The organism is Margalitia sp. FSL K6-0131 (genome assembly GCF_038008735.1).
GTDB lineage: Bacteria > Bacillota > Bacilli > Bacillales > Bacillaceae_C > Margalitia > Margalitia shackletonii.
Genome location: NZ_JBBOZS010000001.1, coordinates 4,367,767 through 4,383,374, shown reverse-complemented (window position 1 = coordinate 4,383,374; position 15,608 = coordinate 4,367,767). Strand labels below are relative to the sequence as shown.

Sequence of the window (15,608 nt, the reverse complement as noted above, 5' to 3'; positions counted from 1 at the left end):
AATTTAAATTGGCGAACATGAGATTTGGGGCTTGTAAACGTGATTTTTTAGAAAAAAGACAACACTAAATAGAGGGTAGGATCTCTACTTTTTTTAAAAGATCATAACCTTGAGGAGTATTGTATTGTTGGATGACTAACTGGCTATAGATGGTTCAGAGAAGTGTTGCTTATTGAGAAATAAGGTATAAATAATTCTTAGAATTTTGTGTGCTATTGCCTGTAAAGCTTTTTTCTTACCCCGCCTTGCAGAAAGAGACCAAAAAACATTTGCCATTGAAGTATTTTTCGACCTTGATATTGCCCATGCGACCTCACATAAGGCTGATTTTATATGTGGATTTCCCGGCACACTTTTAGAACTTTTTTTTTACCAGCACTTTCATTATTTCCGGGTGAAACACCAGCCCAAGAAGCTAAATGTCTAGACGAAGGAAATTGGCTCATGTCTGTTCCAATTTCAGCAATAATACAAGCTGCCGTATGGTCTTTAACTCCAGGTATAGATAATAGAATTTCTTTTTCTCCTTGGTAAGAACTTAGAATTTTCTCCATGCGGGTTTCCAGTTCTTGTATAGATTTTTCCATGTACTCTATATGACTCCATGAGCTTTTGATCATAAACATTTGATGTTCATTTAGCGTTCCAAAAAGGGATTCAGATATAGTATCTGCTTTTTTTCGAAGTGAATGATGTATATTATTATCGATATCTGTTTTATCAAGATACCCTTTTTCCACCAGCTGATTTAAAAGTTTACGACCTGAGACTCCAAAGATATCAGAGATAACGGAGCCAAGTTTTATGTTAGAACACTCAAGTACTTTCGAGATTCTATTTTTTTCCGCAGTTAAGTTACCAATCCATTTCTTTCGTAATCGAGTTAAATCACGTAACTCTCTAAGATCTTGTGAGGGAACAAAACTTTTCTCAATTAAACCATGACGAAGAAGTTTGGCAATCCATTCTGCATCGGAAACATCAGTCTTACGACCAGGAACATTTTTGATTCGTTGGGCATTGGCAATGGTAATGTCAAAATATCCTTCAAGGATATTAAAGACAGGTTTCCAATAGATGCCCGTACTTTCCATAGCAATGTGAGTGATTTCTCTTTCCTCTAACCATTTCAATAATTCAAAAAGACTTTTGGTTAGGGTTGAAAAGGTCTTGATTTCTTTTTGGATGACTTCATCATTAGAGCCTGTTAAGGCACAAACAACAATTTCTTTTTGATGAACATCCATTCCAGCACAATGAGTTAATAAAATGTCCATAAGGAAAAACCTCCAAAATAATGTCTATGGAAAGTGGAATAAGCTTGGTCAAACAGCATTTTTCTGTACGTGATCATCTTCAAGAGTTGAAGAGTCGACATAGGGGTGTACACAAGGCAAATTCCAAACAGTTTCTTATACAGGGTTGAACCACCACAAAAAGCCACGTAAAGATTACTTTCCATAGCATTAACCAGTATGGAAAAATGGACAAAAATAAAAACCCCAGCATTGAAATAATTTTCATGCCGGGGTGTGAGTGTAAAATCATGTATGTTTCTTATTCAGCTAACGAAAAAGTTTACTATATTTCCATTTGCACCCAATAAAGGGGTTGTTATGTTAAAATTAAAAAAGACATTGGATAATCCTAATAGGTGGGAGGAGGAATTTAATTATGGTTGTTGGCTTAATTGTCTTGGGAATTATTCTATTACTTTTAGGATTTTTAACGCCTATTGCTTCGGGAACAACAATTTTAATTTCTGTAATTTTATTTGTTATTGCAATTGTGCTCTCATTCAAACAAAGACGGGGGCAAATACCTGATTAAACCAAACTGTGTTTTCGTTTAACAGATGGTTGCTAGGGCAGCCATTTTTTTATTGAACTTAAAGGAAAGGTTACTTGAAGAAGAATGGTAATATAAAAAGTAATGAAAATTTATATAACGGGGTGAGAAGATGAGCCTTGGAATGGTACTAACTGGTACAAGGGTTAAAGATCCAGCTGCAGCTGCCAATTCGAATAACGAGGCAGGATACTATAAGAACAATGATACCTTTAGATTAACAAAAAAGGGAATGAAATGATTCATCCCTTTTGTTGCAGCTAGACATTATTATTCTGAATCCATTTCTAAAACTTCTTCCTCAAATTTTTGATAGGCATTTTGGACACCCATAATAACTTTTTTAATTTTAAAGTAACCATTAGAATAGGCATATGTATCTCGTATTTCTTCCCACATAAAATGATACATTTTTAAATCTGATGTTTCACATAGAATAAAATCGGTGTAGGTACCGTCTCCAAATGCATCAGCGTCAAAAAATTTTACCTTAACGTGTTCGTTGTATTTTCTAATTATTGAATATAAATCCTCTGCAAGCTCTCTTCTTTTTTCACGAGGTAAAGCTAACCAAGATGGATAAAACTCTAATAAAACTATAATACCGTGATTTAAATTGGTTTTAGTCATTCCGTTGCCTCCTTTTAATTTACTTAAACACCATTCGATTATACTAATTTTCGGTAATTTTTGATAATAAGGCATTCCTTTAACAATGGATGTATTTTTTTATTGTAGTGGATAGTTGAATAAAAGCGGATAAATAACGTAGTAATGTTATACTTTCAAAAAGGGGGAATTTCGTTGATTTTGGAAGCTGTTTTACTGCAAGTTAAAAAAGGTATGGAAACAGAATATGAAGAAGCATTCCGTGGTGCATCGAAAATTATATCCTCTATGAAAGGTTACATATCTCACGAATTACAGCGTTGTATTGAGGTTGAGGGGAAATATTTACTACTGGTAAAGTGGGAAACATTAGAAGACCATACAGTTGGATTTAGACAATCTAACGAGTATCAAGAGTGGAAAAAACAATTACATCATTTTTATAACCCCTTTCCTACAGTTGAACATTTTGAGAAAGTGAAGCTTTAATATTGTTCTTAAACTGTCTTGTACGCTTCTTCAATAACGAAGGGTCGTTTTTTTCTTATTGAAGTAAAGGGCAGTTTAGTGGAGGAAGGATTTCGTTTTTTATTTGACGAAGTATACTTTTTCAAGGTATAAATCTAAAATCTGAAAGAATTTGGGGGTTATATCTAGATGTCAGTGAAAAAGAATAATCAGTCTGGTATTGAAATATTTCCTTACGAAGAAAAATGGGAAAAAACATTTTTATCAATAAAAGATGTTCTGAAAAATAATTTAGGCGATTTAATAATATGCGTGGAACACGTTGGAAGTACATCAGTTAAAGGACTTGGGGCGAAACCAATTCTAGATATAGACGTTGTAATAGAAGATTATAGCGTTCTTCCTACTGTTATAAATAGACTCGAAAAGATAGGATATTATCATCAAGAAAATTGGAGTTTTGAGGGAAGAGAAGCCTTTGGAAGAAAAGATCAATTAGTTCCTTGGGATGGAAAAAATACACATTGGATGGAACAACACTTATATGTGTGTAATAAAGATAGTACAGAGTTAGCTAGACATTTGTTATTTCGAAATTATCTCCGTAACAATCCAGAGGCAGTTTCTGAATATGAACAGTTAAAAAATCTCTTGGCGAAAACCGCAAGTGACCGAGCTACTTATACCGAGGGTAAAACTAAATTTGTAACTATGATATTGGAGAAAGCAATAAGGTAATGTAAATGGATAGAATTGTTATGATTGTTTTTTCTCACCTATGTTTGGTTTTGAAATATTGTACTTTAACTTTCAAAAGCGTTAATCCAAGAAGGATTAATACCTTTTTATGTTAAAGTTTCTTCTTGTGCTAAAGGGGCAGGTTACTTAAAAAATTGTAACTCTTTTATTGGATAAATTAAAGAATTTTGTTAATTATTCAAGGAATATTTTTAACTAATTTAGAATTTATATATTATGGTATTGATATATTCAAACCATTTGAAAGGAGGAGAAGTATTAATGTCATTAACACATAAACCAAGAATAAGCGTAAGTAATTTATCATCTCTAATTGATGAGCCTATAAATATTAAAATTTTAGGGGTTCCACCAAGAAAAGAAGTTACAATTAAAGCTAAAAGAGTTTCTAATGGAGAAAAGACATTCCATTTTTCTTCGTATGCTACTTTTCTTTCAGATGAACAGGGTACTATTGATTTAAATGAACAAATTCCATTAAATGGGTCATATTCAGTTAAAGACGGAATGGGATTATTTTGGTCCCTTGAAATTATTAAGATAGAAGATAATACAAATAAAAAATCTATAAATCCACCAGTTTTGCCTCCCCAATCATTTACACTATCACTTGAAATTGATAATGAAATAGTTGATGAAATAACAATTAAAAGGCTTTGGAAAGCAGAAAATATTTCAAGAGAATCTATTAGAGAAAATGGAATAGTCGGGACCTTTTTTCATAACGAAGATGGTAAACCTTATCCAGCAATAATTATTTTAGGTGGTTCTGAGGGGGGATTAAATGAATTTTTGGGAAGTTTATTAGCGTCCCGCGGTTTTACAGTTTTAGTTCTAGCTTACTTCGGGTTAGAGCATTTACCAAAGCGTCTTGTTGAGATTCCTCTTGAATATATTGAAAAAGCAATTGATTGGTTAAAGGAGCGTCCTGAGACTCAAAAGGGTTGGTTAGGAATTCACGGAGTCTCAAGAGGTAGCGAACTAGCTTTATTGTCGGCAAGTTTATTTCAAGATATTAAAGCTGTTGTTTCTTTAAATGGTTCTGCAATTCTATTTAGCGGAATTGTACCTTGGTCAGATGAAGAAACATTGCCGCCAGCTTGGGTATACAAAGGAGAACCATTTCCATATGCATCAGCTCAAAACCCTACTAAAATAGCACTTGAATGTCTAGAAATGTACAAAGAAAGAAAAGGGAATCCTCTTGTTAAATGGTATAAAGCATTAACTTCGGACTCTGAAGTTGTACGACAAGCAACTATTAAAGTTGAAAAAATTAACGGTCCTATTTTATTAATATCAGGTAAAGAAGATATAACTGTTGAATTTTCTCGTAAAGCAATTGAGAGATTAAAGGAATTTCATTTTAACCATCAATTTGAACATCTCATTTATCCAGGTGCAAATCATTCATTAGGGATTCCTTACGTATATTATGGTAATGGTAAGAAAAAAGAAACAGCATTTGCAAGTGCCGATTCTTGGAAAAAAACTATTAAATTTTTTGCGGAAAGTTCATCAAAAAGATAAATAACCTTCTAATTGTTTTAACGGGAGCTAGGGCTGGTGATTAATGTGAAATCAGCAGCTTTTTTGTTGCTCAACTAAAGGGGCAGCATTCCTGTAATAAGAGAGATTTGGTTTAAAGTTTGTGAAAGAATGTACTTAAACAATAGGGTGCTTTAGTTAAACAAGAATAAATAATAAAGACATACAAAAAACACCGTACTAATTTCGGTGTTTTTTGTATGAGATTTAACTTGTTATTACCCCATATAAATTTAGTTTTATACTTCAAAACTGAACTCGTTAACATGACTGTGGCTTTATCTATCGCCTCTAATTTAGTTTTCAAAGGCTATAAATTAGGAGCTTGTAATAAGGTTTTAAATTAAAAATAAACTTGAAATATTAAAGCCATCCTTAGGGGCTTTTTAAATATATGAATTAATTAGGGGGCAATGGACAGATGTTAACGGATATTTTTGTACAGCAATTTTTCAATGATATTAAATGATTAGAGTTAGTGGACTCATGCTACCCGGATCAAAGCCACCAAATCTCGAAGTTTATAAACTACGTTTAGGTAATCTAAGGTGAATTAAATATAGATTGTTAAAAATTGTACTTACGCTAACGGGAGTTTAGTTTAATAAGTATCCTTAAACTAGAACATTTTCTATAACGATTAATTACAGAAAAAAATCCTCCATCCAATATGGATGAAGGATTCATAGAAGGAGATTTAATAACTATTTGGAGGAATTGGTCATCGACCGTCCATTACTAAAGATGGTTATCGGTAACAGGTAAAAATGTAATTGGTAATTGGATTATTGGTTTTACCGTTTGCAATTACAATTGTACTTGAGTACACAAAAACATCTCCTTCTATGCCTTGAAGTGGAGTCTCACCGCTTCAAGGTTTTAGAAATATTTTTCACTATCAAAATTTAATTCTATGGAATAGTTTTTGGCATTAATTAAATTAGACAGTCGATTAGCTTGGCGTTCAATTTCTAAACCTTGTAACCGATACATTTCTGGATCAAACATCGCAACTTTAAGAAGAGATACACCCTCACCATAAGAATAAGGAAACTCCTCTTTAGGTGCTGTGCCGTATACCTTATATTTCCGAGCTTTAGCACGTAACTGGGTAGCGAGTTCTATTGCTTCAACAATCGTAAATGATTGATCATTAAAAGCAATTTCGTTTTCGATATTCGCTTTGTACATGAGTTTGTCAAGTATACGAAAATCTTTTCGGACTTCCCCCTCTGTTAGGATAGATGTCGTAGACAACTTTAGTGTATAGTTTAATTAACACACGGAGGTTGATCGACATGAAAAGTAATAATGGGAAACGATATACGGAGGAAATGAAAGAGTCCATTCTTAAGAGAATGATGCCCCCCAATAATGAATCTGTAAGTCAGATAAGTAAAGAACTCGGAATTACTGAACCCACTCTATATAAGTGGAGGAAAGAGGCTAGAATAGCTGGAAACCCCACTCCGGGTGATGGAAAAGTCTCTGAACAGTGGAGCAGTGAAGATAAATTTTTGATTGTCATGGAAACATACGCAATGAGCCAGGCAGATTTAGCAGAGTATTGTAGAAAAAAAGGACTATATAAAGAACAAATTGAAGCATGGCGTGATTCTTGTCTAAACGCAAACGGTCGGGAATCTAATCAATCAAAGCAGTTGAATCAAGAATTAAAGGAAGAGAAAAAACGTGCAAAAACGTTAGAAAAAGATTTGCGTAAAAAGGAAAAAGCATTGGCAGAAGCCGCAGCCCTATTACTTCTCAGAAAAAAGGCCCAAGCGATCTGGGGGGACCAAGAGGACGAATGATTAACCCGTCAGATCGCGCACTAGCAGTAGAACTCATCCAAGAAGCTAACCAAAATGGTGCGCGATTAGCCTTGGCGTGCAAAGAATTGAACATTAGTGTACGTACGTATGAACGGTGGATTTCAGAAGGAGGAATTAAGGAAGATGGGCGTCCGATTGCATCACGTCCAGAACCGAAAAATAAACTAACAAAGGAGGAAAAACAAGAGATATTAGAGGTTGTCAAAAAAGAGGAATTTGTGGATTTACCACCCACTCAAATTGTGCCGAAATTAGCCGATCAGAGTATTTATATTGCCTCTGAATCTAGTTTCTATCGAGTGCTTCGTAAGCAAAATATGCAAAATCATAGAGGAAGAAGTAAAAGACCTGAACGAAGACTACCAGAAAGCCATTTGGCAACAGCACCTAACCAGGTTTGGACATGGGATATTACATGGTTAAAAGGGCCGGTGAAAGGCATGTTTTACCGACTCTATTTAATTATCGATATTTTTAGTAGAAAAATAGTAGGTTGGGAGATTTGGGAAACAGAGGAGTCACAATACGCTGAGGAGTTAATGAAAAAGACGGTAATTAGCGAGAAAATTCAAGGAAGGCCACTGGTGTTACATTCCGACAATGGGAGCCCTATGAAAGCCGCAACATTCCAGGTCCTACTTGAAAAACTGGGGATCCAAAGCTCCTATTCAAGACCTAGGGTAAGTAATGATAATCCCTATTCTGAAGCGATGTTCCGGACTCTAAAATATCGACCTGAATTCCCGTACAAGGGATTTGAAACCCTTAAAGCTGCACGTGAATGGGCATTAAAATTTGTGAATTGGTATAACTGTGTACATTTGCACAGTGGAATTAATTTTGTGACGCCAGAGCAATGCCACACAGGTGCCCATACGGAGATACTAAAAAAGCGCAAAAACGTTTACGAATTAGCGAAGCAAAAGCACCCAGAGCGTTGGTCACGCTCAACTAGAGACTGGAGTGCACATAATTCGGTGGCTCTAAATCCTATGAAAGAAAAAATAGAAAAGGAAGAAACAAAATCGCCTCACTGCGGACAAGCTTGAAAATACCCTTTTCCTTCTCATCAAAGAACAGAATGAATTCTGTTCTTTGATGAGAAGGCCACCAAGCGAAGCGCGGTAGTAAAACCCCAAACGTTCTTACACTAGCAAACAAGTGAAATGCGACAACTATCTTGACAAACACCGACTTCTTCTAAATCTAGTTCGACATCAGTTAAAGTACGAACTTGTTTCGGAACTTTACTTCCTTTTTCAATTTCTATAAAAGCTACACGATCCATTTCTTCTTCTAATTCATGTATTCTTTTGGATAATAAGCTCTTTAATTTTACAGCTTCAGCAAGAGAAATATTAGGCATGGCATTAGCTCCTTATATAAATATACATATACTGTGTTTTGAGATTATCATTCTATCAAAAATCTTTCAACAGTAAGAAAAGAAGGACATAACATATTAGTCATATAAAATATGTTATGTCCTTTATTGATTTACCTTTTTTGCATTTAAGTCTTGGTTTTATTTTTCTTATCTAAAGTGGATATCTCCTTTACTTTATATTTTCTAACTTCTTACATTTAACAATATTAAACTCCCCAGGAAGCATAAAAATTTTCCTGCAATTCGATGATGTTGTATTAATGATAAAAAAGTAATTTTTGATTTTGGCACATTACAGTAGTAAAATTTGATAATCAATACTTGAAATTTTCAGGATATATAATGTCTAGGGGTGAATGTAATGATTAATTTCCAGAGTGACTATTTAGAAGGATGCCATCCGAAAATTTTAGATAAATTAATAGATACAAATTTTAAGCAATCTTCTGGATATGGGAATGATGAGTATTCTAAGAATGCCATTCAAAAAATAAAAAAAGCTTGTAAAAAAGAGGATATAGATGTTCATTTTCTTGTAGGTGGAACGCAAACCAATTCTATTGTTATTGCATCCGTTTTGCGGCCGCATCAAGGGGTAGTAAGTGCAACTTCCGGGCATATAGCTACGCATGAAGCAGGCGCAATAGAGGCTACTGGACATCAAGTACTGACACTTCCTAGTGAAGATGGGAAAATTCTGGCCGAACAGGTAAAAGAAATGTACGATGAGCATTGGAATAATCCAATGCATGAATCAGCTGTCCAACCAGGGATGGTATATATCTCTAATTCTACCGAAAATGGTACTTTTTATTCGAAAGCAGAACTTGAATCATTAAGCAAGGTTTGTCGGGAACTAGGCCTTCCATTATTTTTAGATGGAGCAAGATTGGGGTATGCTTTGACAAGCCCAAATAATGATTTGACACTTGAGGATATTGCAAATTTATGTGATGTCTTTTATATTGGAGGCACAAAATGTGGAGCTCTGTTTGGAGAAGCAGTTGTCATATGTTCGGATCCATTAAAAAGAGATTTTAGGTACATCATGAAACAACGTGGTGGGTTGCTTGCAAAAGGCAGACTATTAGGTATCCAGTTTGATGTCCTCTTTGAAGACGATTTATATTTTGACATTTGCGGAAGCGCAGTAAACTATGCATTACAATTAAAACATGCATTTGAGGAAAAAGGGATCAAATTATATGGAGAGTCGCTTACGAATCAGCAATTTCCGATCCTAACTAATACACAACTGGACTATTTAAGTAAGAAATATGGTTTTGAAGTTTGGAGTAAGATAAATGAAGATAATACGGTAGTTAGATTCTGTACAAGCTGGGCAACAAAAAAAGAAGATATCGATGCACTAATTGATGATATAGGGTTAATGTGAAGGGGAATTGATACATATTAACATAAAATAGTACAGAAGAGGTGGTGAATGAAAATGGGGTAACGGTAAAAGATTTGCTGCAATTGCCATCCCTTAGGGGTGCAGAGGTGCTGACCGGTAAAAATAATCTTAATCGAACCGTGTCATCTTTATCTGTGTTAGAAGTTTCGAATGTAGATTTTTTCTCTAACATCATCCAAACGGTTCAAGAAGAGTGGTATGCAGAAGAGCTTGTCATTAGCTCTTTTTATTCCATTAGAGATAGTGTACAAAAACAATGCGAGACCATTCAGCACTTACATGATTTAGGGGAATTAGGTCTCATTTTATATTATGTGGGAATTGTTTTGCCAGAGATACCAGAGGAGGTACTACAATTAGCAGACTCTCAAGACTTTATTATTATTTGTATGCCTAAAAACGATTATTCTCTTCGTTATAATGAAGTGATCTATGAAGTGATGGAAGCGATTGTGAGTAATCAGACCGTTAATGATAGCTTTGTTAAGGAGACGCTAGAAAAGGTTTCCTTATTGCCAGAACATCTGCAGAGTGTGGAAATTACTCTTAAAATGTTATCTGATCGCCTGAAAGCAAATATTCTTTTGACGAATACACATTACGAGATTGTGAACCAAGTAATGTGGCCACGCAATTCATCTTTAGATGTTTCGAAAGTTATTGAGGAATTTTTGCAATCCAATCTGAATAATAGAAAGGAGTACCAAAAATTAGATAAAAGTGTTCCAGCTTGTTTCATTGAGTACAAGAGTATTCACCAAAAAAACGGAGAGCTCCTTTATTTGTTTCTGATTAAGGAGAATTCAAAATTGCCTGCTAAGACCATTGAAAAAGTTAGTGAAGTAGTACAAGTCGCGATTAATCTATGGGGAGACAAGCATGATGAAGTAAGCGAATATGCTTTAGTAAAAGCGATAATCAATGATGAAAGTGAAAAAATGCGCAGATTAGGTAATTTGCTTCACATCGATGTCTCTGCTATTCAAATGATGTGGATGGTTTATATTAACGATCTCTCAGAAGAAAAGGCTATAAGAGAAGAATTAGAAGAGCAGCTTTCGAAGTATTACAACACTAGAGTGATTCAAATCATTGATGATTGTATTATTGTTCTTTTAGGGAATTGTTTATATAAATACCACGAGTTTGAAATAGCTACCGAGTTTATTGAAACGACGAATTATATCTCTCAAATATCCGAAATTGTTTATTCTCCGAAAATGAAAAACACGCAAGATGTACGTCGCATGTATCAATTGGTCAATAATGTAGGGAAGAAAGTCCACCTAATCTATCCAATGCGTAAATTATATACGGCAGCTGAAATTAGGTCGATGAAGCGCGCCATTGATTTGAGTAAACAAGGAGAAGAAATGATTGAAGAATGCTTTTCCGTCATTGCTCCCATTTTAAATGATAAAGAGTCATTAAAGACTTTAATGACTTTTCTCTTGGATGCGAATGGGGATTTCGACAAGTGTGGGAAACTCCTTTTTATTCACAAAAATACCGTGAAGTATCGAATCAATAAGATTAGTGAATTAATTGGAAATGATGTAACGATTTTTTCTGAATTCTACGATGTGTATATAGCTTGTATGATTTATCGATTAATTACTGGTTAGAATCATCCGCTGTTTTGTCGGAAATGACAAAATTGCGGATTTTTTTTTCATTTTAGAAAAAGACTTGCGTCCATACCTTCTTTTATAATAAGGAAAATCAAGAACTAAGGAGGGGCAATATGAGAAAAAATGGAGAGAATCAGTCGTGGTATAGTCTGGGGATTATCTGGGCTGGAGCGATGATTTGCATACCGAGTCTTTTAGTAGGGAATACGCTTATTTCTGGTATGAGCCTATCTAAGTCATTATTCGTAGCTTTTGTAGGGTATTCCATAGTAGTACTCCTCATGATTTTGCAAGGGATTCAAAGCAGTGATTTAGGAAAGCCAACCGTTCAAGTTGCAGGACAAGTGTTTGGTAACAAAGGATCTCGGACGATAATATCGATTATTCTGGCGGTTGCTTGCTTAGGCTGGTTTGGAATTCAGGCCAATGTTTGTGGTGCTGCGGTAGCAAATTTGTTAGCCGTGTACCACATGAATATGCCCGTTCCGTTAGCTTCTTTCTTAAGTGGCTTGGTGATGGTTATTTCAGCAATTTACGGTATTAAAGTGCTGCGTGTATTAAGTTATATTGCCGTTCCTTTATTAGTTGTAATTTGTGCATTTGGGTTAATTCAAACATTGACTGGAGATCATTTACAAATTATCCAGAACTACAAGCCTAAAGGGAATATGAGTTTTATGAATGGGCTGGCAGTAACGATTGGATCATTTGCATTAGGTGCAGTTATAGCGGGTGATTATTCACAATTTTCCAACAAGCGTTCAGATGTTTTGAAGGCAGCAATCTTTGGAATTATACCAGCTGGTGTATTTATGATTGGCATCGGTGCTGTTTTATCAATCGCCTATAAAACAAGTGATATTACTGCTGTCTTTATGGATATAGCCACACCATTTATTGGTGGTATTGCTTTGATTTTAGCTACATGGAAAACAAATTTGGTGAATGCGATCTCAGGTGGATTTGCGCTCATAAATGTTTTTAACATTTCCAAGCAAAAAGAAAAAATGGCGGTTGGAATTGCAGGTATGGTTGGGACATTGCTTGCTGTAGTAGGTATATTAAATTACTTTACACCGATTATGTCGATTTTATCAGCGATGATTCCACCAGTCGCAGGTGTCATGATTGCCTCTTATTGGGTGATGAACAAAGGGGATAAAAATAGTTGGAGAGAAGTGGAAGGCGTAAACCGCTTAGGTATTTATTCTTGGCTTGTTGGTGCTGTTATTGCAAGTATTCCAGTTGTTTTCTCTTTATTCCCTGGTTTGCCGCAAATACCTAACCAGCCCTTGATTGGGATTATCATTTCATTTGTTATTTATTATTTCGGACATCGTATATCTGTACAAAAAACAATTATGTTGGAGGAAAATAGATGAGATATTTAGATAAAGAAGCTATAGAAAATATTGCGATAGGAGCAGCCTTCCTAGGGACAGGCGGAGGAGGAGATCCTTATATAGGAAAGTTGATGGCTCTTTCTGCCATTGAAAAAAATGGACCAGTTAAATTGTATTCAGTAGATGAAATAGAAGATGAAGACTTTTTTATTCCAGCTGCAATGATGGGGGCACCTTCTGTATTAATAGAAAAATTCCCACGTGGAGACGAGTTTGTTAAAGTTTTTCAAAAGCTGGCTAAGTATTTAGGAAAAGAAAAGATCACAGGAACGTACCCAATGGAAGCTGGCGGGGTTAATTCGATGATTCCGATTGTGGTAGCGGCCCAACTGGATTTACCACTCATTGACTGTGACGGTATGGGAAGAGCCTTCCCGGAATTACAAATGGTGACATTCAACTTGGATGGTATTTCGGCAACACCGATGGCGATTACGGATGAAAAAGGCAACATCGGGATTTTCGAAACGATTGATAATAAATGGACGGAACGCTTAGCCAGGACAGCAACGGTTGAGATGGGGGCCAGTTCTTTAGTTAGTTTGTATCCTACAACCGGCGCACAGATCAAGAAGAGTGGAGTCCATAATATCATTACACTTTCTGAAAAAATCGGTAAAATTATTGCATCAAAAGATAAAGACGCGAACGAGAAACTTCAAGAATTACTAAATTTAGTTTCTGGATATGAATTATTCCAAGGGAAAATTGTCGATGTTATTCGAGAAACGAGGGGTGGATTTAACCTTGGGAAAATGAATCTGGAAGGAATTGAAATAAATAAAGACGAAAATATGAAGGTCCATTTTCAAAATGAAAATCTTATCGCAGAAAAAAATGATCAAGTTGTCGGTATGACCCCGGATTTGCTTTGTCTAGTAGATTATGAAACTTTATTACCTGTTACAACAGAAAGTTTAAAATATGGAAAACGCGTTCGAGTGCTAGGATTGCCAGCTCATGAAAAATGGAGAACGGACAAAGGAATCGAAACAGCAGGTCCAAAATACTTTGGGTATGATTATGATTATGTTCCAATTGAGGAATTGGTTAAAAAGGTGGTAGTTGAAAATGTATAAGATTGGAATTGACGTTGGTGGAACGAATACAGATGCGATTATTTTAGATGAAAATCACAATCTGATTCATAATGTTAAATCACCAACAAGTTTAGATATTAAAACGGGCATTGAAACAGCTTTACGAAACTTATTAAAAGAAGCAGATATCGATAAGACGAAAATCACTCATGCGATGTTAGGGACAACTCAGTGTACAAACGCTATAGTAGAACGTAAAAAACTAGCTCAAGTTGGTGTGATCCGTCTAGGATATCCTGCTACTGCTTCTGTTCTTCCATATACAGCTTGGCCGAAAGATATGATTGAAAAGTTATCAGGGAATTATGCTCTGGTACATGGCGGGTATGAGTACGATGGGCAAATATTGAGTGAACTTGACGAACAGGAAATTAAAACAATTCTAGGTGAATGGCAAGATAAAGTGGAATCGATAGCTATCGTCGGAGTGTTTTCCTCCATCAAAAATGATCAAGAACTCATGGTTCGAGATATGATACATGAAGTATATGGAGAAGAATTTCCGGTATCTTGTTCTTCATTAATTGGTTCTGTTGGTTTAATTGAACGTGAAAATGCGACTATATTAAATGCGGCCTTATGCAAGGTAATTGAAACGACAACAAATGGGTTTGTGCAGGCGTTAGAAGAAGAAGGAATTTTTGATGCGGAAGTATATTTATGCCAGAACGATGGCACCTTGATGTCCATCGAATATGCTAAACAATTTCCTATTTTAACGATTGCATGCGGTCCAACTAATAGTATACGTGGTGCTTCCTATTTAGCATCAATCAAAAATACCATGGTTCTTGATGTTGGTGGTACGACCTCCGATATTGGAGTCTTACAAGACGGTTTTCCAAGAGAGTCATCTGTAGCAGTTGAAGTCGGCGATATTCGCACAAATTTTAGAATGCCGGATATTATTTCTGTTGGTCTAGGCGGCGGAAGCATTGTTCGAGCAGATAATGGCAGGATCACGGTTGGCCCAGATAGCGTTGGATACATGATTGGGCAGGAAGCGCTTGTCTTTGGTGGGAAAACCCTTACTACAACAGATATTGCTGTTCGTTTAGGCATGGCTGATGTAGGGGATAAGAGTTTAGTATCACATATAGAAGAACAGTTCGCCAAAGATGTACTATCAGTAATTTCTTCTTTAGTGGAGCAAGCCATTGATAAAATGAAAACTTCATCAGAAGACATTCAGCTCGTTCTAGTAGGTGGCGGAAGTATCATCATTCCGGATACTATACGCGGAGTATCCCAAATTATTAAACCTGAAAATGGGGATGTAGCAAATGCAATTGGTGCATCCATTGCTCAAATCAGCGGGCAATATGAACAGATTTATATCTATTCTAAAGAACCACGCGAGGATTCATTAAAAGACGCTCAAGACAAAGCGGTGAAACAATCCGTATTAGCTGGAGCGGTTTCTGAAACGATTGAATTAGTGGAAGTGGAAGAAACTCCGCTTGCCTATCATCCGGAAAATGCAACAAGATTAAGAGTGAAAGTAGTAGGGAAAATGAAATAAAACAAAGGGACGTTCCTTGTGTTTTCAAAAAACACAAGGAACGTCCCTTTGTTTATCTGTTTGGAGTAAAATGAATTTAGTAAT

General features: G+C 35.6%; 12 protein-coding genes and 3 pseudogenes. 11 read left to right on the top strand and 4 right to left on the bottom strand.

Annotated elements, in window-relative coordinates:
• Window positions 1–135 precede the first annotated feature (135 nt).
• A pseudogene (locus tag NSQ59_RS21460) lies at window positions 136–1,277 on the bottom strand (IS110 family transposase).
• A 397-nt stretch (window positions 1,278–1,674) separates the two neighbouring features.
• Between NSQ59_RS21460 and NSQ59_RS21455 the strand changes: the two are divergent.
• Both NSQ59_RS21455 and NSQ59_RS21450 read left to right on the top strand, forming a co-directional pair.
• Window positions 1,675–1,830 (top strand): hypothetical protein, encoded by a 156-nt coding sequence (locus NSQ59_RS21455; RefSeq protein ID WP_340832705.1) that lies wholly within the window; start codon window positions 1,675–1,677, stop codon window positions 1,828–1,830.
• A 130-nt stretch (window positions 1,831–1,960) separates the two neighbouring features.
• Window positions 1,961–2,089: a hypothetical protein gene (locus NSQ59_RS21450; protein WP_268888305.1), complete on the top strand. Its 129-nt coding sequence runs from the start codon at window positions 1,961–1,963 to the stop codon at window positions 2,087–2,089.
• 29 nt (window positions 2,090–2,118) lie between these two features.
• Here the strand turns inward: NSQ59_RS21450 and NSQ59_RS21445 are convergent, their stop codons facing one another.
• On the bottom strand, window positions 2,119–2,478 hold the full coding sequence (locus tag NSQ59_RS21445) for a darcynin family protein (RefSeq protein ID WP_055742113.1): 360 nt from the start codon (window positions 2,476–2,478) through the stop codon (window positions 2,119–2,121).
• 174 nt (window positions 2,479–2,652) lie between these two features.
• Between NSQ59_RS21445 and NSQ59_RS21440 the strand changes: the two genes are divergently transcribed.
• From NSQ59_RS21440 to NSQ59_RS21430, 3 genes are all read left to right on the top strand, one after another.
• Window positions 2,653–2,946, top strand: a complete 294-nt coding sequence (locus NSQ59_RS21440) for an antibiotic biosynthesis monooxygenase family protein (protein WP_055742112.1) — start codon at window positions 2,653–2,655, stop codon at window positions 2,944–2,946.
• A gap of 168 nt (window positions 2,947–3,114) precedes the next feature.
• Complete coding sequence (locus NSQ59_RS21435) at window positions 3,115–3,663, top strand: GrpB family protein (protein ID WP_126650083.1); 549 nt, start codon at window positions 3,115–3,117, stop codon at window positions 3,661–3,663.
• A gap of 282 nt (window positions 3,664–3,945) precedes the next feature.
• On the top strand, window positions 3,946–5,214 hold the full coding sequence (locus NSQ59_RS21430) for an acyl-CoA thioesterase/bile acid-CoA:amino acid N-acyltransferase family protein (protein WP_340832702.1): 1,269 nt from the start codon (window positions 3,946–3,948) through the stop codon (window positions 5,212–5,214).
• 897 nt (window positions 5,215–6,111) lie between these two features.
• Here NSQ59_RS21430 and NSQ59_RS21425 read toward each other — a convergent pair.
• Window positions 6,112–6,459, bottom strand: a pseudogene (locus tag NSQ59_RS21425) (hypothetical protein); the annotation flags it as partial.
• Between the two features lie 71 nt (window positions 6,460–6,530).
• Between NSQ59_RS21425 and NSQ59_RS21420 the strand changes: the two are divergent.
• A pseudogene (locus NSQ59_RS21420) lies at window positions 6,531–8,113 on the top strand (IS3 family transposase).
• Between the two features lie 101 nt (window positions 8,114–8,214).
• Here NSQ59_RS21420 and NSQ59_RS21415 read toward each other — a convergent pair.
• Window positions 8,215–8,430, bottom strand: coding sequence for a hypothetical protein (locus NSQ59_RS21415; protein ID WP_340833208.1), 216 nt, complete (start codon window positions 8,428–8,430; stop codon window positions 8,215–8,217).
• A gap of 382 nt (window positions 8,431–8,812) precedes the next feature.
• On the opposite strand from NSQ59_RS21415, the gene NSQ59_RS21410 reads away from it, so the two are divergent.
• The 5 genes from NSQ59_RS21410 to NSQ59_RS21390 all read left to right on the top strand — a co-directional run bounded on the left by NSQ59_RS21410 (window position 8,813) and on the right by NSQ59_RS21390 (window position 15,524).
• Window positions 8,813–9,847, top strand: coding sequence for a threonine aldolase family protein (locus NSQ59_RS21410; RefSeq protein WP_340832700.1), 1,035 nt, complete (start codon window positions 8,813–8,815; stop codon window positions 9,845–9,847).
• A gap of 41 nt (window positions 9,848–9,888) precedes the next feature.
• Window positions 9,889–11,493, top strand: coding sequence for a PucR family transcriptional regulator (locus NSQ59_RS21405; RefSeq protein WP_445669219.1), 1,605 nt, complete (start codon window positions 9,889–9,891; stop codon window positions 11,491–11,493).
• Window positions 11,494–11,612: 119 nt separating this feature from the next.
• The gene (locus NSQ59_RS21400; RefSeq protein WP_340832698.1) at window positions 11,613–12,881 is read left to right on the top strand and encodes a cytosine permease; all 1,269 of its coding nucleotides are present in this window, start codon (window positions 11,613–11,615) and stop codon (window positions 12,879–12,881) included.
• Complete coding sequence (locus NSQ59_RS21395) at window positions 12,878–13,981, top strand: DUF917 domain-containing protein (protein WP_340832697.1); 1,104 nt, start codon at window positions 12,878–12,880, stop codon at window positions 13,979–13,981. Before NSQ59_RS21400 ends, NSQ59_RS21395 begins: the two co-directional genes overlap by 4 nt.
• Window positions 13,974–15,524 (top strand): hydantoinase/oxoprolinase N-terminal domain-containing protein, encoded by a 1,551-nt coding sequence (locus NSQ59_RS21390; protein WP_055742084.1) that lies wholly within the window; start codon window positions 13,974–13,976, stop codon window positions 15,522–15,524. Before NSQ59_RS21395 ends, NSQ59_RS21390 begins: the two co-directional genes overlap by 8 nt.
• Window positions 15,525–15,608: the final 84 nt, after the last annotated feature.